This window comes from Mycobacterium sp. NGS35 (assembly GCF_059812855.1).
This window is the reverse complement of sequence record NZ_JCALDL010000013.1, coordinates 89,419-112,558: the sequence shown is the minus strand read 5'-3', so window position 1 is coordinate 112,558 and position 23,140 is coordinate 89,419. Positions and strand designations below refer to the sequence as shown.

The 23,140-nt window shown below is 64.7% G+C and carries 25 protein-coding genes and 1 pseudogene; 11 read left to right on the top strand and 15 right to left on the bottom strand.

What is annotated here, in order from left to right; translation table 11 throughout:
* Positions 1-478: 478 nt before the first annotated feature.
* Positions 479-1,414, bottom strand: coding sequence for an aldo/keto reductase (locus AC5Y4C_RS18930; RefSeq protein WP_499964430.1), 936 nt, complete (start codon positions 1,412-1,414; stop codon positions 479-481).
* A gap of 467 nt (positions 1,415-1,881) precedes the next feature.
* Here AC5Y4C_RS18930 and AC5Y4C_RS18925 point away from each other — a divergent pair, with 467 nt between their 5' ends.
* Positions 1,882-2,880 (top strand): glycoside hydrolase family 6 protein, encoded by a 999-nt coding sequence (locus AC5Y4C_RS18925; protein ID WP_499964432.1) that lies wholly within the window; start codon positions 1,882-1,884, stop codon positions 2,878-2,880.
* Between the two features lie 81 nt (positions 2,881-2,961).
* Here the strand turns inward: AC5Y4C_RS18925 and AC5Y4C_RS18920 are convergent, their stop codons facing one another.
* Entirely contained in the window at positions 2,962-3,642 is a 681-nt protein-coding gene (locus AC5Y4C_RS18920; protein WP_499964434.1) for a response regulator transcription factor, read from the bottom strand.
* 126 nt (positions 3,643-3,768) lie between these two features.
* Between AC5Y4C_RS18920 and AC5Y4C_RS18915 the strand changes: the two genes are divergently transcribed.
* Complete coding sequence (locus tag AC5Y4C_RS18915) at positions 3,769-3,924, top strand: DUF6131 family protein (protein WP_499964435.1); 156 nt, start codon at positions 3,769-3,771, stop codon at positions 3,922-3,924.
* Between the two features lie 17 nt (positions 3,925-3,941).
* Here AC5Y4C_RS18915 and AC5Y4C_RS18910 read toward each other — a convergent pair whose 3' ends face one another.
* The 8 genes from AC5Y4C_RS18910 to AC5Y4C_RS18875 all read right to left on the bottom strand — a co-directional run bounded on the left by AC5Y4C_RS18910 (position 3,942) and on the right by AC5Y4C_RS18875 (position 11,463).
* Positions 3,942-4,760: an acyl-CoA thioesterase domain-containing protein gene (locus tag AC5Y4C_RS18910; protein ID WP_499964437.1), complete on the bottom strand. Its 819-nt coding sequence runs from the start codon at positions 4,758-4,760 to the stop codon at positions 3,942-3,944.
* Positions 4,761-4,790: 30 nt separating this feature from the next.
* Positions 4,791-5,138, bottom strand: coding sequence for a DUF3253 domain-containing protein (locus AC5Y4C_RS18905; protein WP_499949387.1), 348 nt, complete (start codon positions 5,136-5,138; stop codon positions 4,791-4,793).
* A gap of 8 nt (positions 5,139-5,146) precedes the next feature.
* Entirely contained in the window at positions 5,147-5,347 is a 201-nt protein-coding gene (locus AC5Y4C_RS18900; RefSeq protein ID WP_499949225.1) for a hypothetical protein, read from the bottom strand.
* Between the two features lie 164 nt (positions 5,348-5,511).
* Positions 5,512-6,987, bottom strand: coding sequence for an FAD-dependent monooxygenase (locus AC5Y4C_RS18895; protein WP_499949391.1), 1,476 nt, complete (start codon positions 6,985-6,987; stop codon positions 5,512-5,514).
* A gap of 148 nt (positions 6,988-7,135) precedes the next feature.
* On the bottom strand, positions 7,136-9,523 hold the full coding sequence (locus tag AC5Y4C_RS18890) for an ATP-binding cassette domain-containing protein (RefSeq protein ID WP_499964438.1): 2,388 nt from the start codon (positions 9,521-9,523) through the stop codon (positions 7,136-7,138).
* Between the two features lie 15 nt (positions 9,524-9,538).
* The gene (locus AC5Y4C_RS18885; protein ID WP_499908182.1) at positions 9,539-9,949 is read right to left on the bottom strand and encodes a VOC family protein; all 411 of its coding nucleotides are present in this window, start codon (positions 9,947-9,949) and stop codon (positions 9,539-9,541) included.
* 5 nt (positions 9,950-9,954) lie between these two features.
* Positions 9,955-10,413, bottom strand: coding sequence for a helix-turn-helix transcriptional regulator (locus AC5Y4C_RS18880; protein WP_500008510.1), 459 nt, complete (start codon positions 10,411-10,413; stop codon positions 9,955-9,957).
* Between the two features lie 18 nt (positions 10,414-10,431).
* Complete coding sequence (locus tag AC5Y4C_RS18875) at positions 10,432-11,463, bottom strand: histone deacetylase family protein (RefSeq protein ID WP_499964441.1); 1,032 nt, start codon at positions 11,461-11,463, stop codon at positions 10,432-10,434.
* A 113-nt stretch (positions 11,464-11,576) separates the two neighbouring features.
* Here AC5Y4C_RS18875 and AC5Y4C_RS18870 point away from each other — a divergent pair, with 113 nt between their 5' ends.
* The 3 genes from AC5Y4C_RS18870 to AC5Y4C_RS18860 are packed head-to-tail and all read left to right on the top strand — an operon-like array spanning position 11,577 to position 13,140.
* The gene (locus AC5Y4C_RS18870) at positions 11,577-11,906 is read left to right on the top strand and encodes a PNPOx family protein (RefSeq protein WP_499964443.1); all 330 of its coding nucleotides are present in this window, start codon (positions 11,577-11,579) and stop codon (positions 11,904-11,906) included.
* A gap of 23 nt (positions 11,907-11,929) precedes the next feature.
* A complete protein-coding gene (locus AC5Y4C_RS18865; protein WP_499908178.1) occupies positions 11,930-12,304 on the top strand; it encodes an ACT domain-containing protein in 375 nt (124 codons plus the stop codon).
* Positions 12,305-12,321: 17 nt separating this feature from the next.
* Entirely contained in the window at positions 12,322-13,140 is an 819-nt protein-coding gene (locus AC5Y4C_RS18860) for an alpha/beta fold hydrolase (RefSeq protein WP_499964444.1), read from the top strand.
* On the opposite strand, the gene AC5Y4C_RS18855 is transcribed toward AC5Y4C_RS18860, so the two are convergent.
* Positions 13,137-15,368, bottom strand: a complete 2,232-nt coding sequence (locus tag AC5Y4C_RS18855; protein WP_499964445.1) for a molybdopterin-dependent oxidoreductase — start codon at positions 15,366-15,368, stop codon at positions 13,137-13,139. The two genes, AC5Y4C_RS18860 and AC5Y4C_RS18855, sit on opposite strands and share 4 nt — an antisense overlap.
* Positions 15,365-15,955: a TetR/AcrR family transcriptional regulator gene (locus tag AC5Y4C_RS18850; RefSeq protein ID WP_499949245.1), complete on the bottom strand. Its 591-nt coding sequence runs from the start codon at positions 15,953-15,955 to the stop codon at positions 15,365-15,367. The genes AC5Y4C_RS18855 and AC5Y4C_RS18850 overlap by 4 nt, the downstream gene beginning before the upstream one ends.
* Before the next feature lie 121 nt (positions 15,956-16,076).
* Here AC5Y4C_RS18850 and AC5Y4C_RS18845 point away from each other — a divergent pair, with 121 nt between their 5' ends.
* Complete coding sequence (locus tag AC5Y4C_RS18845) at positions 16,077-17,012, top strand: hypothetical protein (RefSeq protein WP_499949249.1); 936 nt, start codon at positions 16,077-16,079, stop codon at positions 17,010-17,012.
* Here the strand turns inward: AC5Y4C_RS18845 and AC5Y4C_RS18840 are convergent.
* The gene (locus AC5Y4C_RS18840; protein WP_499908173.1) at positions 16,927-17,259 is read right to left on the bottom strand and encodes a hypothetical protein; all 333 of its coding nucleotides are present in this window, start codon (positions 17,257-17,259) and stop codon (positions 16,927-16,929) included. The two genes, AC5Y4C_RS18845 and AC5Y4C_RS18840, sit on opposite strands and share 86 nt — an antisense overlap.
* Positions 17,260-17,455: 196 nt before the next feature.
* On the opposite strand from AC5Y4C_RS18840, the gene AC5Y4C_RS18835 reads away from it, so the two are divergent.
* From AC5Y4C_RS18835 to AC5Y4C_RS18815, 5 genes and pseudogenes are all read left to right on the top strand, one after another.
* Positions 17,456-18,577 carry an ABC transporter substrate-binding protein gene (locus tag AC5Y4C_RS18835; protein ID WP_499908172.1) on the top strand — a complete coding sequence of 374 codons (1,122 nt, stop codon included), beginning with the start codon at positions 17,456-17,458 and terminating at the stop codon, positions 18,575-18,577.
* A 76-nt stretch (positions 18,578-18,653) separates the two neighbouring features.
* A complete protein-coding gene (locus AC5Y4C_RS18830) occupies positions 18,654-19,097 on the top strand; it encodes a hypothetical protein (RefSeq protein WP_499964447.1) in 444 nt (147 codons plus the stop codon).
* A gap of 70 nt (positions 19,098-19,167) precedes the next feature.
* Positions 19,168-19,719 (top strand): annotated as a pseudogene (locus tag AC5Y4C_RS18825) (dihydrofolate reductase family protein).
* Between the two features lie 10 nt (positions 19,720-19,729).
* Positions 19,730-20,248 carry a DUF6328 family protein gene (locus tag AC5Y4C_RS18820; protein WP_499908169.1) on the top strand — a complete coding sequence of 173 codons (519 nt, stop codon included), beginning with the start codon at positions 19,730-19,732 and terminating at the stop codon, positions 20,246-20,248.
* A 40-nt stretch (positions 20,249-20,288) separates the two neighbouring features.
* A complete protein-coding gene (locus AC5Y4C_RS18815; protein WP_499908168.1) occupies positions 20,289-21,197 on the top strand; it encodes a DoxX family membrane protein in 909 nt (302 codons plus the stop codon).
* 8 nt (positions 21,198-21,205) lie between these two features.
* On the opposite strand, the gene AC5Y4C_RS18810 is transcribed toward AC5Y4C_RS18815, so the two are convergent.
* On the bottom strand, positions 21,206-22,597 hold the full coding sequence (locus tag AC5Y4C_RS18810) for a GntP family permease (RefSeq protein WP_499964543.1): 1,392 nt from the start codon (positions 22,595-22,597) through the stop codon (positions 21,206-21,208).
* Positions 22,598-22,620: 23 nt separating this feature from the next.
* A complete protein-coding gene (locus AC5Y4C_RS18805) occupies positions 22,621-23,124 on the bottom strand; it encodes a gluconokinase (protein WP_499964449.1) in 504 nt (167 codons plus the stop codon).
* Positions 23,125-23,140: the final 16 nt, after the last annotated feature.

The following is a 23,140-nucleotide window of genomic DNA, read 5'->3' as shown; positions in this document are numbered from 1 at the left end:
GTACCAACTATTGGTATTGGAGGCTTGGCTATCGTAGGCAACCCTGGAACGGTGATGTCGCGAGGGGGTGGTCCTCCCACCGGCCGACTTGGACCGTCATCGCCAGCTGGGAACGGCCCAAGCTCGTCGAACTCGAGCATCTGAGCCTCGACCATCCAGCCGTTGTCGCGGCAGCCAGGCGTCTCAACCGCCCTCTATAGACACTTTGGCTCCGGAAGGGATCTGCGACCTACCTGACGCCACCGAGGGCTTACCGGCGTATTCATCATCGTCGTCAGCGGACGAAAACCGTTGCACTGCAAGGTAATACGACGAACCTTACCGGTAATCCGCCATATTCGATCCCGCCGTATTCCCTCGTCGCAAGGGACATCACACAATCAAACTTGCCGCAGCATGTCGCAAATGAAATGGGTTCAGGCGCCGCAGTGGAGAAGCGTTGAACGGTCGCCGGTTCCCCTCGGGTATGTGGTCGCATTCAGTCCTGGCGGTGCGGCGGCGAGGTGGTCGGGTGTGCGGGGATCGCGTCGAGCGCGGCGAGGGCCTTTTCATCGAGGGTGATCGCTCCGGCAGCGAGGTTTTCCTCGAGGTGGCTTGCGCTGGCGGTTCCGGGGATGAGTAGGGTCTGGGGGCTGTGGTGCAGCAACCAGGCAAGCCCGACCTGTGCCGCGGTGCATCCCAGGCGCTCGGCGACGGCGAGTACGGCCGCCTCGTCAGTGACCTTCGCCATACCCGGCATCGCGCCGCCCAAGGGGAAGTAGGGCACCCAGGCGATCTGCTCTGCCTCGCAGAGGTGGAGCAGGTCCTCGTCGTCGCGGGCCACGAGGCTATAGAGGTTCTGCACACACACGATGCCTGCGGGCAAGGCGCGACGCAGTGTGTCCAGGGACACGCTGCTGAGCCCGATCGCCCCGATCTTGCCTTGGTCGCGTAGCGCGATCAGCTCGGCGATCTGGTCGCCGATGTCGACCGCCTGGTCGTCGGGGTAAGGAATCGTCATCCCAGTGTCCATGCGGCGCAGGTTGACCACCGGGATCTGCTCCAGGCCGAGTGAGGCAAGATTGTTCTCGACTTGGGCCCGCAGTTCCTCGGGGCGCTGGGCCACCTTCAGCGGGAATGGACCGCCGGGGTCGGAGACAGCGCCGACCTTGCTGGCGACCACGACATCGTACTGGGATCGCAATGCCTCACGAATGAGGCCGTTGACGAAGCCATCGCCGTAGAACTGGGCGGTGTCCACGTGGTCTACGCCGAGGTCGAACGCTCGGCACAGCAGGGCGACAGCTGCGGCGGGCTCGTCGTGCAGCCGTTCCAGCTGCATCGCGCCGTAACCGACGCGTGAGACCATACGTACGGCCAGCTGACCGGTGCCACCGGGGCGCGGAATCTTATTGAAGGCATTTCCCGATGTCATGGTTATCTATTCTCTCTGAGACCGGACAGGTCGGTCAGGGTAGGCGTGATTCATCCGATGAAAACGCCGAGGTTGACTTGACATAATGTGGCTTATCGGCATTTATCAGAGCTGCATTGAAGGCACCGACAACGCGACCACCATGAAAGACCACCACCAGCAACGGAAAGTCGCAAAGGTAACCGCAGGGCTCGCCGTCACGGTCAGCACCGCTGGTACCCATTGGCGTTTTCGTGCCGAGCCCTGCACCTTCAGTGAATCGGGTCAGCGATCGCCGACCCGACTGCGCGCTCTAGCGCCGTACCGCCTTCATACGTCACTGTGACGAATTTGCATGCGCGTGGCCGATCTCAGTGAGCCGGCACTTGATGCGTTCACACCACCGCACGTTGCGTCGGCGCCCGTGGCGAAACTTGGCGTCCTATTCCGATTGGCACCCACGGCCGTTGTCCCACTAGTTTTCGGAGGTGCTTTCTTCAGTTGCTCGTGCCGCAGCGCGGCGGATCGTCCCATTGCTGGCAGCTGCGGCTGTCGCCGTCGGCCTTTGCGGACATCCCGATGGCCCCACTCCGGCGCTGCGTCTAGCCGCCGATGAGGTGAACCCTCTGGCCGCGCTGCCGCTGTACGTCGACCCCAACTCGGCGGCCATGGCCGCGGCGCACAACGCCAATCCGCCGAGCCCCGAACTGACCGCCATCGCAACCACGCCGCAGGCCTACTGGATCGACCAAGCCGTCCCTCGTGCTGCTATCAGCAGATACATCAATGGGGCGCAGGCCGCCGGCAGCATGCCCGTTCTGGCCGTCTATGCGCTTCCCCATCGCGACTGCGGGAGCTTCGCAGCCGGCGGCTTCGCGACGGCCGCCGACTATAAGGCGTGGATCGACGGTCTCGCCGCCGACTTGGGCTCATCGCCCGCCACGATCATTCTCGAACCCGACGCGCTCGACATGGCCGACTGCCTGTCCGCCGACCAGCGCCAGGAACGCTTCGACTTGATCCGCTACGCCGTCGACACATTGACCAAGGATCCAGCTGCGGCCGTGTACATCGACGCTGGCCACTCGCGCTGGCTGAGCGCCGAGGAGATCTCTGCACGGCTCAATCAGGTGGGCATCGACCACGCGCGCGGTTTCAGTCTCAATACCTCGAACTTCTACACCACCGACGAGGAAATCGGTTACGGCGAAGCGATTTCGGGGCTCACCAATGGCGCGCACTACGTCATCGACACGTCGCGCAACGGCGCCGGGCCGGCACCTGAGGGCCCGCTGAACTGGTGCAACCCCAGCGGCCGAGCACTCGGCGCCCAGCCGACGACCGCCACCGCGGGCCCACATGCCGACGCCTACCTGTGGATCAAACGTCCCGGTGATTCCGACGGATCATGTGGACGCGGCGAACCAGCACCGGGCCACTTCATGACCCAATACGCGATCGATCTGGCTCGCAACGGCAGCCGATAGCAAGCGGCCAGCAACTGCGCTGAATCACGAACGACGCAGGCCCGCAACAGGTTTCGCCCGCCCCAAGCCGATCGCAGCGACCTAGTGATGGCTGTCGCCGGCCTGCCGCCATCGTCGAATGCGGTGGTGATCGGGCATGAAGCCGTGGTCGACACCCCACAGCACGGCCTGAGTTCGACTGCCGACGTCGATCTTGCGGTAGATGTTGCGGATGTAGGACTTGACGGTGTTGGGACTCAGATATGTCAGTGCGGCGACCTCGGCGTTGCTTTTGCCTTGCGTGATCAGCGCGAGTATCTCGGCCTCCCGGTCACTGAGCCCCTCGTGCCGCCCGGGCCAGTCCAAACCGGCCGCGCGAGGCGCCCGCGCGGGCGGATCACTTATCACGATTTTGCCGGCGTGCACCGCCTCGAGGGCCGCGACCAAATCACCGGCCGGCAGCGTCTTCGACAGGTAACCGTGAGCCCCTTGCGCGCGCGCGTTGTCGATCAGGTCTGGCTGAAAGTTCCAGGTGTACACCACCACTCGGCGCGCCCGAGGATTGCCAACCAACACACCGACCTCTTCCTGATCGGACTCCGGCTGGGCGAACGAGTCGTAAAGGGCGATATCGACCACGCCGTCGACGTTCTCTTGTGAGTCCAATTCGGTGACGACGACGCGGTCACGGTAGGGCTCGAGCATGTTGGCCACGCCCATGACGACGACGTCGTAGTCGTCGACGACAGCCACGGTGATCGGCTCTTTCCGATCGGCCCCCACGCCGCCGACATTACCTCCCTAGGGGTGTACCGCGGACCGGCTCAGCGCTGGTCTCCTGGTGTCATGCCGGTCGTTCACCGGCAGCCCAGCGCCGATCATCGGCGCGGAAGGAAAGGGGCAACAGCCATGATCATTCTCGGAATCATTCTGCTCATCGCCGGCTTGCTGCTGAAACTGTCGATTCTGTGGACCATCGGCATCATCGTCCTGGTCATCGGTCTGATCCTGGCCGCGCTGGGCGCAATGGGCCGGGCGGTCGGCGGTCGGCGGCACTATTTCTAGCGGTTCGTCGCGCTGGTTCACTCGTAGTTGATGCCCTTCATCGTGAACGACCGCGACGAGAAGTCGATCTGCGCCGCCGGATTGGCGACCGCCGTGGTCATACCCGAACCGAATGCGCCTTGGCTGTCGAACAACGTCGCGGTGCCTACTGCGATGCCCTCGGCGGCCCAGTGTGAATCCCCCTGAACGCCGATCCACTCGTCGAGGGGCAACCGTGCCAGCGCGACGGTCAGGTCCCCGTTGATGTATCCGATGCCTTGCGTACCAAGGTTGGTCACCAGGCTTGTCGCTTCGGCGAGCATGACGGCACGCACGAAGGGCGAGACACTCTCCCCCACGACGACGTTGATTCCCTTGTTGTAGAAGCGCTTTCGCGAGGCGTTCTGATGTGCCGCCGGAGATCGGGTCCATCCCGCCTCGTCACTACCGACGAACGGCAATGTCTCACTGTCGATCGGGGGCGTCGGGAAGGCCGTCGGCGCAATCCACTGGCGACCGGGTGGAGCAGACGAGCGCCGATAGGACACCAGCGTCGCCTTGGCCACCAAGCGGCCGTCCTGCTGAAGCAACGCATCGGCGGCCCGCACCCGGCGGCCGTCTCGTACGATTCGGACGTCGACGGTGGTCGACGAATTGCGCGCCGCCCTGAACAAGTCCGCCGTCAACCGTGTCGGCATGAATTCCGGCGACCCGCATCGGCGTTCCAACGCCCGCGCCAGTAGCCCGACGACGGCCGGCCCGTTGAGATGGTCATCGCCCCAATGACTTTGTGCGAACTGTGTCGGCATGAAGGTGCCGTTTCCTGTTGAGGTGAAATACGCAGGCTCCGTCGACATCTGGGCATCCTCGCATACGGTGTGCTGACACTAGTCAGCTGTCACGGCCCTGATACGGATGGGTCCGCGCCATGCCGTGCTCGGATCAAGCACGTTGCCGCGCTGCAGGAGTTCGACGGCACCCGACCGCGCAAGCGTCACGGCGATCCGGCGCGTCTCCGCCATCAAGTCGCGCCACGCCTCGCCGCCCACCGCCCGAGCAGCGTCCGACGGACATGTCGTACCGCCGGGTGCGCGATGACGTGCGAGCGCAAGGATGGCAGCCCTCAGCCGCTCTTCGACCGAACCTGCATCGAGGGCGCGTCGAGCTTCGTCAGCCGCGACACCACGCCCGGCGGCCGCACGCTCCAGCTCTCTGCGGACCGAAGACTCGCCCATTTGAGTTGTCACGCGTCGGCAAGAAACACCGACGGACTCATTGGCGGCGAAAACGCGGCGAACGAATACCGCATGACGCGAGCCTGCCCTTCGAACTGGATTTCAGTGTCCGACAGGTTCGTAATCTCGAGCTGATAGCCCGACGTGTAGGCCGGATTCTGATCCGAACCGGGCGCGTACTCCAGTTCGGAGCCTGATACGAGCATCATCGACCTCCGTTGATCGTTGCTTCAGTGTAGATTTCCCGACGCGGGACGGGCTCGATCCGACTCATCTCGTCACCATCGCCACAACGGCGAACGGGTCGCCGCCCGGCTTATCGGTTAGGAACGAATAACCTTTGATTACATGGCCTTTCGGCCCACCAATCGCGCTACCGCGCATTCGGCGGACCGAACCACCTGGCGAGCGCCGCCGGTAGGCCGCTGTCACCGACGCCTCCTACCCACGCGACGTATCCGTCGGGGCGGATCAACACGGCCTTGGGAGCAGTCACGTGGCCAAGTGCGGGCAGCTCCCAGACGCCAGAGTATTGCGCGTCGACCGATTGGACCCGATCGGCCCAACCCGTGATGTCGAATCCGCCCCCGTCGCCGAAATCAATCAGCACCGGCTTTGCCGTGTGCAGGAGGCTGTATACCGGCACCGGGCCGTCGGCAGTGACGATGTCGAGGTCGGGCATGCGCCGACCGAGTAATGGATGTCCGTCACCGAGATCGTAATGAATGTCCAACCCAGACATCATGGCGCCAAAGCGCTTTCGCGGCTCCTCCATGGCGAGGAGCTCAGCGACGTTGTCACGCAACGCGGTTGTGCGTTCGTCACCGCGCAGCAACAACATTTGCGCCACCGTGGTGCGCAGCACGCGTGCGGCGACCGGGTGCCGCTCGGCGTGGTAGGTGTCCAAAAGACCATCGGGCGATGTGCGTTTCACCACTTGGGCGAGCTTCCATCCGAGATTCATCGCATCCTGCACACCGGTGTTGAGTCCTTGGCCACCCACCGGAGGATGCACATGTGCGGCGTCTCCGGCCAACAACACTCGCTTGTCCCGATACGCCGCTGCTTGTCGCGCCATGTCGGTGAACCTCGAGATGAACACGGGGCTGTGGACGCCGTAATCGGTGCCGTACACGCCGACAAGCGCCTCGCTGAGTTCACGCAGCGTCGGTTCGCCCGCCGGCCCGAGGCGCCGTTCGGTCACCATGACCCGAACCCGATTCTCCTCCTCGGTTCTGGCGAGGCCGTGAACGCCGATCTCGTCATGCCGAATCCCCCACTCCGGCTCCCCTTGGTCCGACGCCATCTCGACTTCGGCGATCAGGTGGCTGGTCGTCGGATCCCAGCCGGTGAATTCGATGCCGGCGGCCTTACGGACCACGCTGCGGCCACCATCGCACCCGACCAGATACTCTGCCCGTAGCGACTGCCCACCGGAGAGCTCGACGTCCACGCCGGTGTCGTCCTGCCGAAAACCTGTCACCTCATGCCCCCGATAGATCGGCACGGAGAATTCTTCGACCCAGTCGGCCAGAACGCGCTCAATGTGCTTCTGCCACAGCGCAAGCCCGTAGGGGTGCCGGGTGGGGAAGTCGCTGATGTCCAGGCGTATCTGGGCGTAACCGGCCACCTGCGCCACTTGCCCCTGCGCAAGGAACCGCTCAGCGATCCCGCGTTGGTCGAAGACTTCGATAGTGCGCGAATGCAGTCCTCCTGCCCGCATGCCGACCAGGCTCTGCTGGTCGCGTCGCTCGACGATCGCGACGTCGATACCGGCCAATGCCAGTTCGCCGGCCAAGCTCAGACCGGTCGGGCCCCCGCCTGCGACCACTACGGCATGACTGGACAACAATCCCATTCTTCGCTCCCCCATCTCCGCGACTGTTGGCATAGGGCAGCGATTCTGCGGCATGACCCGGGTCTTGCGGCAAGACCCGGGGTGCGCTATAGGTTGAGAGTGGGAGGGGCCGCTCCGCCCGGTTGAGGTTGCAGACGCATCAGTTCGCCCCGACGTAGGCTGCCAGGTGTTCGCCGGTGAGCGTGGATCGCGCAGCGACCAGTTCCGCCGGCGTGCCCTCGAAGACGATTCGTCCGCCGTCATGTCCGGCGCCCGGACCTAAGTCGATGAGCCAATCCGCATGAGCCATCACCGCCTGGTGGTGCTCGATGACGATCACTGATTTTCCCGCGTCGACAAGCCCGTCGAGCAAACCGAGGAGCTGCTCCACGTCAGCGGGGTGCAATCCGGTGGTTGGCTCGTCGAGGATATAGATGCTTGCGTCGCCGGCCATCTGGGCGGCGAGCTTCAGCCGTTGGCGTTCCCCGCCGGACAGCGTCGTCAATGGCTGGCCCAAGCTCAGGTAGCCGAGTCCGACGCTGTCCAAGCGCTCGAGGACGCGCTGTGCGGCAGGCAGTTTCACGTCGGCGGAACTGAAGAAGGTGAGGGCTTGAGCTACCGACATGTCGAGCACTTCGCTGATGTCTCGACCGCCGAGTTTGTACTCGAGCACCGCTGCGCCGAACCGCCTGCCTTCACACTCTTCACATGTGACGGCGACGCCGGCCATCATCGCCAAGTCGGTGTAGATAACGCCTGCACCATTGCAGTTGGGGCACGCGCCTTGGGAGTTGGGGCTGAACAAAGCGGGCTTGACGCCGTTGGCCTTGGCGAACGCCGTCCGGATGGGGTCGAGAAGCCCCGTGTACGTGGCGGGATTGCTGCGGCGTGAACCGCGAATCGGAGCCTGGTCGACCGTGATGACGCCATCCCGCCCGGCCACCGACCCGTCGACGAGTGAGCTCTTGCCCGAGCCGGCCACCCCCGTGACGACGACGAGCACGCCGAGCGGGATGTCGACGTCGACGTCACGCAGATTGTGAGTGTTGGCACCGCGAATCATCAGAGCGCGCTTGGGTTCTCGCACTGAGCCCTTGAGCTTCGCCTTGTCATGGAGGTGCCGTCCGGTAAGGGTGCCGCTAGACCGCAGCCCGTCGACCGTCCCCGCGAACACCACCTGACCGCCGACGGCGCCCGCCCCGGGTCCGAGATCCACAACGTGGTCGGCGATCGCGATGGTCTGCGGCTCGTGCTCCACGACAAGGACCGTGTTGCCCTTGTCGCGCAGCCGCAGCAGCAGTTCGTTCATGCGGTGAATGTCGTGGGGGTGCAGTCCTGCGGTGGGCTCGTCGAAGACATAGGTGACGTCGCTGAGCGACGACCCGAGTTGGCAAATCATCTTGACGCGCTGCGCTTCTCCGCCGGACAGCGTGCCCGAAGGCCGATCGAGGGAGAGGTAACCCAGTCCGATCTCCACAAAACCCGCGAGGGTGTCCTTCAACGCCGTCAGCAGAGGTTCCACGGAGGCGTCGTCGACGCCCTTCACCCATTCGAGGGTGTCGGTGATCTGCATCGCGCTGACTTCCGCGATGTTTTTGCCCTTGATTTTCGACGACCGGGCGAGCTCGGACAGCCGCGTGCCGTGGCAGTCCGGACAGATGCTGAAGGTGACCGCTCGTTCGACAAAGGCGCGAATGTGCGGCTGCATCGCCTCGATGTCCTTAGAAAGGAACGACTTCTGGATTCGCGGTATCAAACCCTCGTAGGTCACGTTGACCCTGTCGACCTTGATTCTGGTCGGCTCCTTGTAGAGAAGGTCGCGCATTTCTTTCTTGCTGAATTTACGAATCGGCTTGTCCGGGTCGAAGAATCCGCAACCTCTGAAGATCCGGCCGTACCAGCCATCCATGCTGAAGCCGGGTATCGTCAGCGCACCTTCGTTGAGCGACTTGGTGTCGTCGTACAGCGCGGACAGGTCGAAATCGGTGATCGAGCCGCGGCCCTCGCACCGGGGACACATGCCACCCGTGACAGAGAAGCTGCGCCTCTCTCTCACGGTTCGTCCGCCTCGGTCGATCGACACCGCGCCGGCTCCGCTGATGGAAGCGACGTTGAACGAAAATGCTTGCGGTGAGCCGATATGCGGCCGTCCGAGCCGACTGAACAAGATGCGCAGCATCGCGTAGGCGTCGGTGGCAGTACCGACCGTCGATCTCGGATCGGAGCCCATCCGATCCTGGTCGACCACGATCGCGGCAGTCAGGCCGTCAAGCACGTCGACGTCGGGCCGCGCCAGCGTCGGCATGAACCCCTGTACGAAGGCGCTGTAGGTTTCGTTGATCAGCCGCTGTGACTCTGCGGCAATCGTGTCGAATACCAACGAGCTCTTACCCGAGCCAGATACCCCGGTGAACACAGTCAGCCTGCGCTTGGGTAGTTCGATGCTGACGTCTTTCAAATTGTTCTCCCGCGCGCCTATTACGCGGATTACGTCGTGGCTGTCGGCCTCTTGCTTTGCTGGTGCTGTCGACTTCGCGTTCGTTGTCATAGTCGGTTGAATCGGTCAGCGAACTTCCTGGATGCGGATCATGTTGCCCGCCGGGTCACGCAGGGCGCAGTCACGCACCCCGTACGGTTGTTCCGCCGGCTCTTGGACCACTTCTGCGTCGCTGCCTTGCACCTGTTCGAATGTGGCGTCGAGGTCCTTGGTCGCCAACAGCAGCGTGCCGAAGGTGCCCTTGGCCATCATCTCGTGGATGACCCTCCGCTCGTCGTCGGTGAGGCCAGGGGTGGCGTCCGGCGGATACAGGACGATCGAGGTCTCGGGCTGATTCGGCGGCCCGACAGTGATCCATCGCATCGCGCCGGCGCCCACGTCGAGGCGAACTTCGAAGCCGAGGGTGTCACGGTAGAACGCCAGAGACTCCTCCGGATCGTCGTGCGGAAGAAAGCTGGAGTGAATGGTGATGTCCATGGCGCTCAGGCTAAGTGCAGACCGACCGCGGGTGCTTCTCGATTCCTGATCGGTTTGGTCACCTGCTTTTCCACACATGACGGCATCCCCTGCGTCATACGTGCTGTCCGTTCCCGGTAGACGCTGGGCGGCATCCCGACAAGCTCGGTAAAGCGGCTGCTGAATGTGCCCAAAGATGAGCAGCCGACGGCGAAACACACTTCGGTGACCGACATGTCGCCGCGACGAAGCAGTGCCATCGCCCGTTCGATGCGCCGCGTCATCAGGTACGAGTACGGCGACTCCCCGTAGGCCGACTTGAACTGGCGTGACAAGTGCCCGGCAGACATGTTCACACCGCGCGCAAGTGCGTCGACGTCGAGCGGCATCGCGTATTCGCGGTCAATTCGATCGCGCACGCGGCGAATTAATTTCAACTCGCGGAGGCGCTGCTGAGAAGCGGAACCGTTGCCCACCTGCGACATGGTGCCATGCCGATCCGCTTAGAGTCGGTGCAGCTGTTCGAGTCGCGCGAGCAGGGCCGCGATGTCCGGCTCGGAACGGCCGTCGGCCGGGATCTCGGACGGGTGGGCCGACGGTTCACCGAGCAGTAGTCGGGCCACATCGGCCACGCCGAACCGCAGGGCGTCGAGGTCGTAGCCTCCTTCGAGCAAGAAAACGATCCTGCCGTCGCAGAACCGCTGTGCCATGCGAATCACTTCGCCGGCGAGATGCGAATAGCCGTTCAGCGTCAGCCGCATTCCGGCCAGCGGGTCGTTCCAATACGCGTCGAAACCCAAGGACACCAGCAGGAGCTGCGGCTGAAAGCGCTCGGCGGCCGGCCAGATGATGCGCTCGAATGCGTTGGCATAGTTGACATCACCGCTGCCAGCGGGTAGCGGAATGTTGACGGTGAAGCCTTCGCCGCGGCCGGTACCGGTGTCGGTCGCCGCACCGGTCGCCGGATAGAACGGATACTGGTGGGTCGAGATGTAGAGCACCGTGGGGTCGTCGTAGAACATCGCTTCGGTGCCGTTGCCGTGGTGCACGTCGTAGTCGACGATCAGGATGCGTTCGATCCCGAATCGGCGTTGGGCGTATCGCGCCGCGATTGCTGCGTTGCCCAGGAGGCAGAAGCCCATGGCACGCCCGGGCATCGCGTGATGGCCCGGCGGCCGGATCGCCGCCAGACTGTTGTGCGCCATCCCGCTGAGTACCGCGTCGACGGCCCCGACCGCACCGCCGGCTGACAGCAGCGCGATCGTCAGAGCATCGGGGCCCGCGTACGTGTCCGGATCGAGAAAAGTTGTGCGCGGCGTCGCGCTGATGCGCTGCAGCAGTTGGAGATACGCGGCGGTGTGCACCGCGAGCACCAGCTCGGTGTCGACGGGCCGGGGCTCGATGGCTTGCATACGCGCGGCCAGCCCGGCTTCGTCCAGCCCTCGCCAAATCGCGCGGATGCGCTCGGCGTTCTCGGGATGCCCCGGGTGATCGTGCTCGGCGTAGCGCGGATGAGTCGCATAGATCGTGGTCATGGCGTCGTCGGAAGCCTACGTCGCGTTGACACGGAAGGCGGCCGCAGGTGTCATTCGCGGCGCCGTCTGGTCATCGCCGCCACCCCGGCTGGTCAACGTCGTAAAGTGACCGCATGTCCGCAAAGGATCACCCCAACAACGCCCCCGGCGTCCCGATGCGGTTTCCACCCGTCGTGGAACGTCTGCAGGTCAAATACATGAACCCGGTGATGAAGAAGATCGCCCCGTATTTGCCGACGTTCGCGATCATCAAGCACCGCGGACGCAAGTCCGGCAAGCCGTACGAGACGGTGGTGAATGCGCTGTGCAAAGGCGATGTGCGTAAAGACGTCCACATCGTCAACCCGCGGGTGATTCCGGCCGGCACCGATGACCCGGCGCTACCGGCAGCAGCGCGGCGAGCCGCCCGGTCCATGGGAGTGTTCGTCGCGGACATCGCCTGACCACGGCACGAAAGGAGCGCGCGATGGCGACCGACCTGACGCTCTATCTCGACGACGAGCCCGGCGAGCTCGCCCGCGTCGGCGACATCCTCGGTCAGGCCGGCGCCAACATCGAGGGGCTCTGCGCGATGCCCAGTGGCGGCGGCCAGGCCGAGATCCACATCCTTGTTTCGGACCCGACTCCCGCATTCGAGGCGCTGCAACGCGCAGGTATCAAGATCGTGTCCGAAGAAGAGGTGATTGTGCTGCCCGTCGAGGACCGGCCGGGCGCGCTGGGTGAGGTCGCCCGGAAGCTCGGCAACGCGGACGTCAATCTGACGACTGCCTACTTGGCGACCAACACCCGGCTGGTTCTGGCCGCCGACAACCTTGCCGCCGCCAAAGCCGCTCTCTCCTAACGACATTCAGGACACCGATGCCGACCTTCAGCCGCGACGACGCGACGATCCACTACACCGACACGCGGGCGCCGGCGGCGCGGCCCGATGCGCCCACCGTGTTCTTCGGCCACGGCCTGCTGTTCAGCGGCTGGATGTTTCATCCTCAGATCCAAGCGCTGCAAAGCGAATACCGTTGCATCGCCATCGATTGGCGCGGCCAAGGTGACAGCGCCGCCACCAAGGGCGGCTACGACATGGACACTCTGGCCGATGACGCCGTGGCGTTGATCGAGCTGCTGGGAGTCGCTCCTGTGCACTATGTCGGGCTGTCCATGGGCGGCTTCATCGGGCAGCGCGTCGCCGCCCGCCGGCCCGAGCTGATCCGCACGTTGACGCTCCTGGACACCAGCGCCGGCCCCGAAGACCCCGACAAGGTCAGGCGGTACAAGCTCCTCGGGACGATATACCGGTTCACCGGGATCCCGCCGCTGCGCAAAGCGGTGTTTCCCATCATGTTCGGTCCGAGCTTTCTCACCGACCCGGCCAGCCGGCCGCTTATCGCCGAATGGGAACGGCGCTTGAAGCGCAGCCGGCGCAGCGGCGTCAGTAAGGCCGTTATGGGTGTGGCCAACCGCGCACCGATCGACGACGAGATCGGTCGGATCACAGCACCCACGCTGGTGATCGTCGGTGCCGACGACGTCGCCACCCCACCGCATAAGGCGCAGCGCATCGCCGAGCTGATCCCCGGCGCACGACTGGAACAGATTCCGAACTGCGGTCACACCAGCACCCTGGAGCAACCTGATGCTGTCACCGCGCTGTTGCGAAACTTCTTGGCCGAGAACAGCTAGACGGCGAGCGCCTCGATGCGGGCCGGCACGTGCTTGTGCCACGGTGTGCCCGCATACGCGTCGCGCCATGCGCTCGATGTGAGAGCATTCGGAGCGACGCCAGAAATTTGGGTCTGGCCGTCCTCGTCGACAAAGTCCAGGCCGTAGCCGTTGGGCAGCGACGCGTGCCCGGCAAGCATTGCCTCACTGACCTCGACGACCGCCTCGGCGCTGCCGGCCGCGGTGGTGATGCGGGCGCGTCCGCCAGACACCAGGCCCAGCGCCTGTGCATCCTCGATACTTACCCGAAGCGCTCCGTGGGCGTCGCGCTGACGCCACGACGGGTCCCGGAAGATGTCGTTCGCGGTATACGGCCGCCGTTCCCCGGCGGACAGCACGATGGGGAACTCGGGTGTCGTCAGCTGCGAGCGCTCCGCCGCCAAATCGCTTATCTCTCTTAGCAGTTCGGGGATTGCCAGCGCGATCTTGTGGTCGGCATGCGTAATGAGCGCGAAGTCGTCGTCGTACTCGTGCACCGTGAACGTCACCCCCGAGCGATGGCTCAGGATCGCCTCGAACAGCGCATTGCCGTCGGCATGTCCCGCGCGCCGAACCGCGTCCGGGTAGGTCAACGCGGTCTTCTGCGCAAGCCCCCACAGCGCCGCTGCGCCGGCGAGCCCGTCGGGCAACGCAGGTCCGAGCGTCTCGTAAAGCACGAAGGGCAGTACCTTGTTCCACGTCGGATTCGCGCTCACCCCGGCCATGAACGCTTGCGCGAAGTCCTCCAGCCCTTGCTTGGCGGCCTCACGCAGCGGTCGCAGCTCGGCGTCGTCGACCACGTTCAGCTCGCGGGTCAGCCGCGCCCAGATCTCCGGCTCCGGCAATGTGCCCGGCAGCGGCTCGAGGATCGGATGGCGCAGATGGAAGGTGTTGTGGGGAAACTCGAGGTTGAAAAACGTCGCCTCCGGCTTTTCGAACTGGGACGCCGCGGGCAGCACGTAGTGCGCCAGTCGAGCGGTCTCGGTCATCGCCACGTCGACAACCACCAGCAGTTCCAACGACTCCAGCGCGGCCCTCACCGACGACGAATCGGCCACCGAGTGCGCGGGATTGCTGCTCTCGACGATCATTGCGCGGAACCGGTCCGGGTGGTTGGTCAGAATCTCTTCCGGCACGACGTTGGACGGCACCAGCCCGGCGATCACCGGAGCGCCGGTGACAGGCGTACGCCCGACTCCGCTGGATGAAAAGAGCGGCGCGAACGAGGAATGCAGATGCTGCCCACCGCGTTTGGCGAAGTTCCCGGTGAGGATCCACAGCAGCTTGTTGAGGTAGGAACACAGCGTGCTGTTGGGAGCCTGTTGAATTCCCAGGTCCTCGAACACCGCGACGCTGGCGGCGGCGGCGAGCCGGCGGGTGGCGGCGCGCAGCAGCTCCTCGTCGACACCGCAGCGCTGGGCGTAGTCCCCGACCGGCACGTCGTCGAGCACCTGCCGGACGGCATCAGCACCAGTGACATGGTCTGCGAGAAACGCTGTGTCGCAGAGGTTTTCCTGAACCAGCACACCGGCCATCGCCGCTAGGCACCACGCATCGGTGCCTGGCTTGACCCGCAGGTGGAAGTCCGCCATCTTCGCGGTGTCGGTGATGACGGGGTCGATGACGATCATCGAGCGGTTCGGGTCCTTGGCGATCTCGTTGAGAACCACCCGCGCTCGCGGGAAGCTTTGCGACATCCACGGATTCTTTCCGACGAAAACGGATACCTCGGCGTGCTCGAACTCGCCGCGAGTATGTCCGCCGTACAGGTGCCGGTCCACCCAATGTTCTCCGGTTTTCTCCTGAGCCAGGGCGTTCGACCGGTACCGCGAGCCGAGAGCCTTGAGGAACGCACCGCTGTAGGCGCCGCCGAGGTGGTTACCCTGTCCCCCGCCGCCGTAGTAGAAGATCTTCTCGCCGCCGTAAGTGTCGCGGACGTGTTCGAAGCCGGCGGCGATCTCGGAAATCGCAGTGTCCCAGTCTATTTCCTCATAGCCGCCATCCGCGCGCCGGCGCATCGGCGACGTCAACCGGCTGCGGTTGTTCTGGTAGTGGTCGAGCCGCAACGCCTTGTTGCAGGTGTAACCCTTCGACGCCGGGTGCTGCTTGTCGCCGCGGATCTTGGTCAGCTTGCGGCCGTCGAGCGCCACGACGATGCCGCAGTTGCACTCGCAGAGAATGCAGGCGGTGGGCTTCCAGTCAACGGTCATCGGCGGCTCTTTCTCTTTTGTGTTTCCGACTTGAGCAGAGCGCGCAGCTGGTGATGCACCATGTCGATGGGCTTGAGATCTCGAGATGCGCGTGCCACCACGATGGCGCCCTCGAGCGACGTGGTGGTCAGCATCGCCAGCTCCTCAGCGCGCGACGGCGCAACACCGTCGTCGACGAGTCGCTGCGCGATGAGCTCGTTCCAGCGCGCGAACGCCGCCGCGGACCGCTCGATCAGCGGCGCGGTGCGGTCGGGATTGTCCGGGTCACCGGCTTCGACGGCGACCGCGACGATGGGACACCCGGCGCGGTAGTCGGTGCTCTGCAGCTGGTCGCGGTATGCGGCGACAAGTGTGTCGAGGACATCGAGGCCGCTGCGTCCCTCGGCGATTCGCTTGGCGATGTACTCCCCCGCGTAATCGACCGCCTCACATAGCAATTGGGTCCGGCCGTCTGGAAAATAGTGGTACGCGGAGCCGCGTGGGGCGCCGCTGTGTCTCAGTACATCCGAGATGGCGGTGGCTTTGGCGCCGCGTTCGCGAATCAACAGCGCCGCAGACCGCACCATGCGCTCTCGCGGAGAAGCCATCTATATATGATGACATACATAACATGTCGCCGCACCTCCGCAACGTGGTCCAGGGTTGACGCTGCCGGGTTCGCCCGGCTGGGATAGACGCGCCGTTCCAACAGCGACACGGGAGGTTCGCATGGTCGAGGTGGACGTTTTCTGGGCCTACGGCATCGGTGCGGGGTTCGCCGCGGCCGCGACCCACCAGATCGCGCTGGCCAAGGACCGCCCCGCCGGCGCCGAAAGCCTCGGATGGCAGCGATATTTCTCGTCGCCTTACCTTTTCGTCGCGGTGCTCTACTGCGCCTTGCTGTTTGCGCCCAGCGGTGCATACCTGCTGTGGGCGTTTCCGGATTGGGAGACAATGCAAGTCGCGCGGGATCACGCGTCGCTACCGGCATGGCTGGTGACGCTGTTTGCGATCACCAACGTGAGCCAAGGCATCCTCGGCTACTGGGTGACCGCAAGGCTGATTCGCGCCGGTCGGCGCTACGCGGCGGGGCTGCAAGTCGGCGTCGGCTATTTCGGGATGTTCTTCATCCTGGTACACGGCTGGGACGGCCGCGGCTATCAACGCTTCTTCTCAGCCGACCGAGCGGTGTTCGCGTCGTGGCCGCGCCATGTGTCACCCGGTGACGCGGTCGAGCGCGCGGGCCGGTGGTTGACGTCGCCGGTGGCGCTGACATTGGCCGGTATGTCGGTGATCGTCGTGGTGCTGCTGTGGATCATGACGTCGTGGCTCGTCGAGGGTTACCGGCTAGCCGACGTGCATCATCCGCCCGGCGTCGCCGAGATTGTGGTCAGCGTGCTCGCGTTCGTGTTCGTCGGCGCGTTGGGTTCGGCGATCGTCGCGAGCGTGCTGATTCACCTGCTCGGTTGGTGGATCGGCGTTCCTGTTGCTGCTCTGCTGATATGGCTGGCCGTGGTGCGGCCGCGTACCAGCCTCGGCCAGCTGTTCTTCGAGCGTCTGCGGCTTGCCGGCACGGCGCCTAGCCGACCGTGCCCCTCAGATCCGGCCATGGCGGACGACGGATCATCGCCGCTGTCCCCAGCGTTGCCGCGACAAAACCCGTGAGCACGCCGATCAGCGCAATCGGCGTTGCGTCGACCGCAGCTTGCCATTTCACGTCGGCCCCGCGAATGACGAACAGTCCCACCGGCTTTGCGCGCACGGCGACGGCGTCGCCGTGCCCCCCAATCCTGCCGCGGACCTTGGACACAGCGATGATCGTCGCCCCGTCGGAGGTGTGGTACGGCTCGCTGTAAACATGAGCGGGTCGGCCATCCGCCGACATCGCGTCCAACGCGTCCTGCAGCTTCATAGGTCCTCCTCCACGCCGGATGACTGCGCAATCTACTCGCCTCTTCCAAGAGGGGCGTCGACAACCGTTTCCGATGGGCACGCCGGCCGGACGTGGTTGCGGACGCTGGTGGTTTCAGCGAAGGTGGACCGAACCGAGCGCCATGTGGTGTCAGCCACCGACATTCCCCATTCGAAGATCTCGAGGAGATGCTTGGATGCCACCCAGCAGCCGCCGACAGTTCCTTGGTTGCGGTGCCGCCGCCGCGACGGCAGTGGCTCTGGGCCCGTCGTTCCTCGCCGCCTGCGGTAGCACCCCCAACCGGTCCAGCGGACCGGTGTCCACCTCGCTTCGGATCTCGAACTGGCCCTTCTACATGGTCGACGGATTCATCGCCGGATTCCAGAACACGACCGGCATCACCGTCGACTACAAGGAGGACTTCAACGACGACGAGGAATGGTTCGCAAAAGTCAAAGACGCACTGTCACGTAAGCAGGACATCGGCTGCGACCTGGTGGTGCCGACGTCGTTCATGGTGGGCCGGCTACGCAACCTCGGTTGGCTCAACGACTTCAACGACGCCAACATCCCCAACTTGAAGAACATGCGGCCCGATCTCCTCAACGCCACGTTGGACCCCGGCCGCAACTTCAGCGCGCCCTACATGTCTGGGTTGGTGGGTCTGGCCTACAACAGGGCCGCCACGGGCCGCGACATCACAACCGTCGACGACCTGTGGGACCCGGCATTCAAAGGCAAGGTCAGTTTGTTCTCCGACCCGCAGGACGGACTGGGCATGATCATGCTGTCGCAAGGCAATTCACCGGAAGACCCGACTGTCGAGGCCGTGCGCAAAGCGGTCGACCTCGTCAGGCAGCAAAAAGACAAGGGACAGGTGCGAAACTTCACCGGCAATGACTACACCAGCGACCTGGCCGCCGGCAACGTGATTGTGGCCCAAGCGTATTCGGGTGATGTCGTACAAATGCAAGCGGACAACCCAGATCTGCAGTTCGTGATGCCGCGAACGGGCGGAACGGCTTTCATCGACACCATGGTCATCCCATACACCACTCAGCATCAGGACTGGGCCGAGGCCTGGATCAACTATGTCTACGACCGGGCCAACTACGCCAAGCTGATTGCCCACACCCACTACGTGCCGGTGCTGTCCGGCATGGCCGACGAACTCAACAAGATCGATCCCAAGCTGGCCTCGAACCCGCTGATCAACCCGCCGCAGTCGCTGCTCGACAACGTCAAATCATGGCCCACTCTCCCGGATCGACAGACCGAGCAGATCAATGCCCTCTACGCCGCGGTGACCGGCAGTTGATTCCGGCGGCTTCACGAACGCTAACCGGAATGTGACGAAAAGTTCGCTGCACGTACGCAGCGGGTACGGCTCGGCCATGACCGACACAGATGCAGACAGCGTGACCCGTGACGACCACCGTCGACCTCCCGGTGTCGACGACGCGACCGTCGAAGCGGTGGGCGCGGTGTCCGAAGCGCTGGAGTGGGTGGAACGCGCCCGCGGCAACCTCTATACCTTTCATCAGCTGATGGGGCGCGCCGATCTCCTCCTCGGCGAGGCGTGCGACAAGCTCCGCGAGGCCGGGCACGGCCCCGTCGCGGATCGGCTGCAGGCCGAGCTGGTGGGACGCAACGTGCTTTACGGCCGCTGGACGTTCCAGATCGTCGAAGAATTCGACGACGACTATTGGACGGTATTCCGTCGCCACGAGAAACAGGTGCGTGACGAACTGCAGGGCGGCAGGCGCCACGTGTTCGAAGCCGAGATGAAGGAGAGCCGCCGCACGCACGGGCGGGAAGGCCACGAAGGTCGCCCCTGACTGCGGGGAACCGATGATATTTGTGCGCCGGCGCGGTCACTACTGGTAACCGACTCCTGAAGGGTAAGCCATGCGCACGCTCGTCATCACGCAGAACATGACGTTGGACGGCTCGATCGAGATGCTCGACGACTGGTTCGACCCCGCGTCGCAGGACGACGAACTGCTCGAAGAGATGCACCGTCAGGATGCCCAGTCTGATGCGCTGCTGCTGGGTCGGGAAACCTTCGAAGCGTTCCGCAACTATTGGCCCGCTCGAACCGACGACCGAACGGGGATCACCGACTGTCTGAGTTCCGTTGCCAAATACGTGGTTTCGTCGACACTGGACGACCCGGAATGGGAGAACTCGACAGTGCTGCGCGGCGATCCCGTACCGCAGGTGCGCGCGCTGAAGAGACAGCCGGGCAAGGACATCGTGGTCACCAGCAGCATCACACTCGTCCACACACTGATCAGCGCAGGGCTGGTCGACGAGTACCGCTTGTACGTCTAACCGGCGATCCAGGGCCGTGGGCGGCCGTTGTTTCCGTCCGACAGCCGCCCGCAGCTGCGGCTACTGGACCGACCGAAATCCTTCCGCGCCGGGACCGTGCTACTGAGATACGGCATCCGCGGGTAAGAATGACTTCGTGGACGTCGACCACCCGGAACGCGATCAGCAGTGGGATGACTCCGCCCGGCACGAAAGCGAATCCGAACGGCTGGACCGCAATTGGAGCAACTTGCTGCAGGAACTGCGTGTCACCCAGACCGGCGCCCAGCTGGTCACCGGTTTTCTGTTGACGCTTCCGTTCCAGCAGCGGTTCTCTGCGTTGAGCGACGTCATCAAGGATGTGTATCTGGCGACGGTGGTGTGTTCCATCGGCGCCACGCTGCTACTGGTCGCTCCAGTGGTCATTCACCGCGTACTGTTCCGGCAGCGGCGCCTGCGGACGCTGGTGTCCACCGCGCATCGGTGCGCGATCGCCGGCGTTGTGCTGCTGGGTATCGCGATGATCGGCGTCACCATCGTGATCTTCTATGCGGTGTACGGCGCGGCGGCCGGATGGGTGGGCGGCGCATGCGCGGCCGTGGCGATGGCGTTCCTGTGGATCGCGGTGCCGGTGTTTCAACGCGTCACCGACAACCACGCGCCGGGACAGCACTGATGTCGGGTTTGCGAAGCGAGAAGGAAGGTTATTCGGAGGCATGCTAGTTCGCAGAGTTGCGCGTCCGCTGCTGTCAGCTGTGTTCATTGGCCAAGGGATCGAGGCTCTTCGCAGCCCCGAGGAGGCGGCCGAGACGGCCCGTCCGACCGCCGAGGGCTTGCAGAAACTGCCGCCATCCGCGGCGAGCAAGGTCGCTCAAGATCCCCTCACATTGGCCCGGGTGACCGCCGGAGTACAGATCGGTGGCGGTCTGTTGTTGGCCAGCGGCAAACTGCCGCGGCTTGCGTCGGCGGCGCTGGCGCTCACGGTGGTGCCGGGAAGCCTTGGCGGACATCTGTTCTGGACCGAAACCGATCCGCAGCGCAAAGCGCAACAGCGGCGAGATTTCCTGACCGATCTCAGCCTGCTTGGCGGGCTGATGATCGCGTCGGTGGATACCGAGGGCAAGCCGTCGCTCGGCTGGCGGGGCCGTCGGGCCGCGAAGCGGGCATCCGAAGCGGTGTCGGCGGCGTTGCCAGTAGGCGCAGCCTCCGGCGGCGCGTTGCTCGGCACCGTCGGAGAGAAGGTCAGCCAAGGCTTGCAGACAGGCGCCGAGCGCGGCCGCGAGCTCGCCGACGTCGCCGGTGAGCGGGTCTCTCCCCTACTCGAGGTCGCCCGCGAGCGTGGGGCGGAGCTTGCCGAGGTCGCCCGTGAACGCGGCGCCGAGCTTGCCGAAGTGGCGCGTGAGCGCGGCGCCGACTGGGCTGACCTGGCCCGCGAGCGTGGGTCCGACTGGGCCGATGTGGCACGCGAGCGCGGCGCCGACTTGGCCGAAACCGCCAGGAAGCAGAGTAAGAAGGCCGCCAAGAAGGCCCGCAAGCGTGCCGACAAGCTGAGCAAGGAGGCACAGAAGCGGGCCGACAAAGCGGCCAAGCAGGCGCAAAAGCGGCTCGACGAGCAATTCGCCTGAGCCGGGCGTCAGATCACCAACCCCAGCAACAGCACCAGCACGAAGCCCACGACGGACAACAGCGTCTCCATCAATGACCACGTCTTGATGGTTTGTCCTACCGTCATGCCGAAATACTGGTTCACAAGCCAGAATCCGGCGTCGTTGACGTGCGAGAAGAACAGCGAACCGGCGCCCACCGCGAGCACTACCAGCGCCACCTGACCGCTGCTCATTTCCTCGACCAGACCCAGCATCAACGACGAGGCCGTGACCGTCGCGACCGTGGCAGAGCCGGTGGCCAGCCGGATCAACACGGCGATCACCCATGCCAGCAGCAGCACGGAGACGTGTGCGCCCTTGGCCCAGTCGGCGAGCATGGTGCCGATTCCGGTGTCGACCAAGATCTGCTTGAAACCGCCGCCGGCGGCGACGATCAAGATGATGCCGGCCACTGGCGGCAAGCCGGACTCGATGCAGGTCGCCACTTCGGCACGCGACATGCCGACCCCCGCGCCGAAGGTGAACATCCCGACCACGACCGCGATCAGCAATGCCAGCAACGGTGTCCCGAGGACGTCGAACACCACACGGACGGGCTGGTTGTCGTCATCGATGAAGATGTCCGCCACGGCCTTGCCCAACATCAACACGACGGGCAGCAGCACCGAGAACAGCGTGATACCGAAAGACGGTCGGCGCCAACGCCGTTCGGGACCGTCGACGCGTACTTCGTCGACCGGTGCGGGACCGGGGCGTTCGGTGGAGAAGGTCGCGGGCACGTCGACCACCACCCAGCGCCCGGCCAGCATGCCGAACAACGGACCAGCGACGATCACGGTGGGTATCGCCACCATGACTCCGAGCGCCAGCGTGACGCCCAGGTCGGCATGCAAGTTCGCGATCGCCACCAGCGGTCCAGGGTGCGGCGGCACCAGGCCGTGCATCGCCGACAACCCGGCGAGCGCGGGAATGCCGACGGCGATCAGCGACAACTGCGACCGCCGCGCCACCAGGTAAATCACCGGCATCAGAAGCACGAGGCCGATCTCGAAGAACATCGGCAGTCCGATGATCGCGCCGACGAGTGCCATCGCCCAGGGCAGAGCGCGCGGCGATGCGTGTCCGACGATCGTGTCGACGATCTCGTCGGCGCCGCCGGAGTCGGCGAGCAACTTGGCGAACATCGCACCGAGCGCGATGAGGATTCCGACTCCGGCCGCGGTGGAGCCGAAGCCGTCGGCGAACGACTTGAGCACCTTCTCCGGGCTCTCGCCGGCCACACTGCCCACCGCGAGGCTCCCGAAGATCAACGCCAGGAAGGGATGCAGCTTGACAGCGGTGATCAGCACGACGATCAGCGCGATGCCCGCCGCCGCTGCGAGGATCAGCTGCCACCATGCTGCCACCGGCGCAGGCATGTCGGCGGCCAGCAATGTGCGCGTCACCGGGTGCCCCTCTCCTGCGCGGAGGCCAGATAATCGGCGACGATCGAGTCGATGTCGTGGCCGACGTCGAGGGTCATGCCGTGCTCGTCGGGTTGCAGCGGTTCCAGCGTGGCGAATTGCGAGGCCATCAGCGACGCGGGCATGAAGTGGCCGGGCCGGCTCGCCTGCCGCGCGGCGATCACTTCGGGAGATCCGCTCAGATGGACGAAGGTCGTTCGCGCACAATGGCTTCGCAGCTGATCCCGGTATTTGCGTTTGAGCGCAGAGCAGCTCATCACCCCGCCGGTGTCGCAGCGATCGGCCAGCCAGCGGCCGATCGCGTCAAGCCAGGGAAAGCGGTCCTCGTCGTCGAGTGCGATGCCCGCGGCCATCTTCGCGATGTTGGCGGCGGGATGAAAGTCGTCAGCGTCGGCGAACGGCACGCCGAGCCGCTGCGCCAACGCGGCAGCCACGGTCGATTTGCCGGATCCGGACACGCCCATCACGACGATCGGCCGCATGCCTGAGGTTAACTCG

Bases quoted from the DNA above. Each gene is read 5' to 3' on its own strand.
- AC5Y4C_RS18930 (WP_499964430.1), bottom strand. From the start codon at position 1,414: ATGACATCGGGAAATGCCTTCAATAAGATTCCGCGCCCCGGTGGCACC.
- AC5Y4C_RS18915 (WP_499964435.1), top strand. From the start codon at position 3,769: ATGATCATTCTCGGAATCATTCTGCTCATCGCCGGCTTGCTGCTGAAA.
- AC5Y4C_RS18910 (WP_499964437.1), bottom strand. From the start codon at position 4,760: ATGTCGACGGAGCCTGCGTATTTCACCTCAACAGGAAACGGCACCTTC.
- AC5Y4C_RS18905 (WP_499949387.1), bottom strand. From the start codon at position 5,138: ATGGGCGAGTCTTCGGTCCGCAGAGAGCTGGAGCGTGCGGCCGCCGGG.
- AC5Y4C_RS18900 (WP_499949225.1), bottom strand. From the start codon at position 5,347: ATGATGCTCGTATCAGGCTCCGAACTGGAGTACGCGCCCGGTTCGGAT.
- AC5Y4C_RS18890 (WP_499964438.1), bottom strand. From the start codon at position 9,523: ATGACAACGAACGCGAAGTCGACAGCACCAGCAAAGCAAGAGGCCGAC.
- AC5Y4C_RS18885 (WP_499908182.1), bottom strand. From the start codon at position 9,949: ATGGACATCACCATTCACTCCAGCTTTCTTCCGCACGACGATCCGGAG.
- AC5Y4C_RS18880 (WP_500008510.1), bottom strand. From the start codon at position 10,413: ATGTCGCAGGTGGGCAACGGTTCCGCTTCTCAGCAGCGCCTCCGCGAG.
- AC5Y4C_RS18875 (WP_499964441.1), bottom strand. From the start codon at position 11,463: ATGACCACGATCTATGCGACTCATCCGCGCTACGCCGAGCACGATCAC.
- AC5Y4C_RS18870 (WP_499964443.1), top strand. From the start codon at position 11,577: ATGTCCGCAAAGGATCACCCCAACAACGCCCCCGGCGTCCCGATGCGG.
- AC5Y4C_RS18865 (WP_499908178.1), top strand. From the start codon at position 11,930: ATGGCGACCGACCTGACGCTCTATCTCGACGACGAGCCCGGCGAGCTC.
- AC5Y4C_RS18860 (WP_499964444.1), top strand. From the start codon at position 12,322: ATGCCGACCTTCAGCCGCGACGACGCGACGATCCACTACACCGACACG.
- AC5Y4C_RS18855 (WP_499964445.1), bottom strand. From the start codon at position 15,368: ATGACCGTTGACTGGAAGCCCACCGCCTGCATTCTCTGCGAGTGCAAC.
- AC5Y4C_RS18850 (WP_499949245.1), bottom strand. From the start codon at position 15,955: ATGGCTTCTCCGCGAGAGCGCATGGTGCGGTCTGCGGCGCTGTTGATT.
- AC5Y4C_RS18845 (WP_499949249.1), top strand. From the start codon at position 16,077: ATGGTCGAGGTGGACGTTTTCTGGGCCTACGGCATCGGTGCGGGGTTC.
- AC5Y4C_RS18840 (WP_499908173.1), bottom strand. From the start codon at position 17,259: ATGAAGCTGCAGGACGCGTTGGACGCGATGTCGGCGGATGGCCGACCC.
- AC5Y4C_RS18835 (WP_499908172.1), top strand. From the start codon at position 17,456: ATGCCACCCAGCAGCCGCCGACAGTTCCTTGGTTGCGGTGCCGCCGCC.
- AC5Y4C_RS18830 (WP_499964447.1), top strand. From the start codon at position 18,654: ATGACCGACACAGATGCAGACAGCGTGACCCGTGACGACCACCGTCGA.
- AC5Y4C_RS18815 (WP_499908168.1), top strand. From the start codon at position 20,289: ATGCTAGTTCGCAGAGTTGCGCGTCCGCTGCTGTCAGCTGTGTTCATT.
- AC5Y4C_RS18810 (WP_499964543.1), bottom strand. From the start codon at position 22,597: ATGCCTGCGCCGGTGGCAGCATGGTGGCAGCTGATCCTCGCAGCGGCG.
- AC5Y4C_RS18805 (WP_499964449.1), bottom strand. From the start codon at position 23,124: ATGCGGCCGATCGTCGTGATGGGCGTGTCCGGATCCGGCAAATCGACC.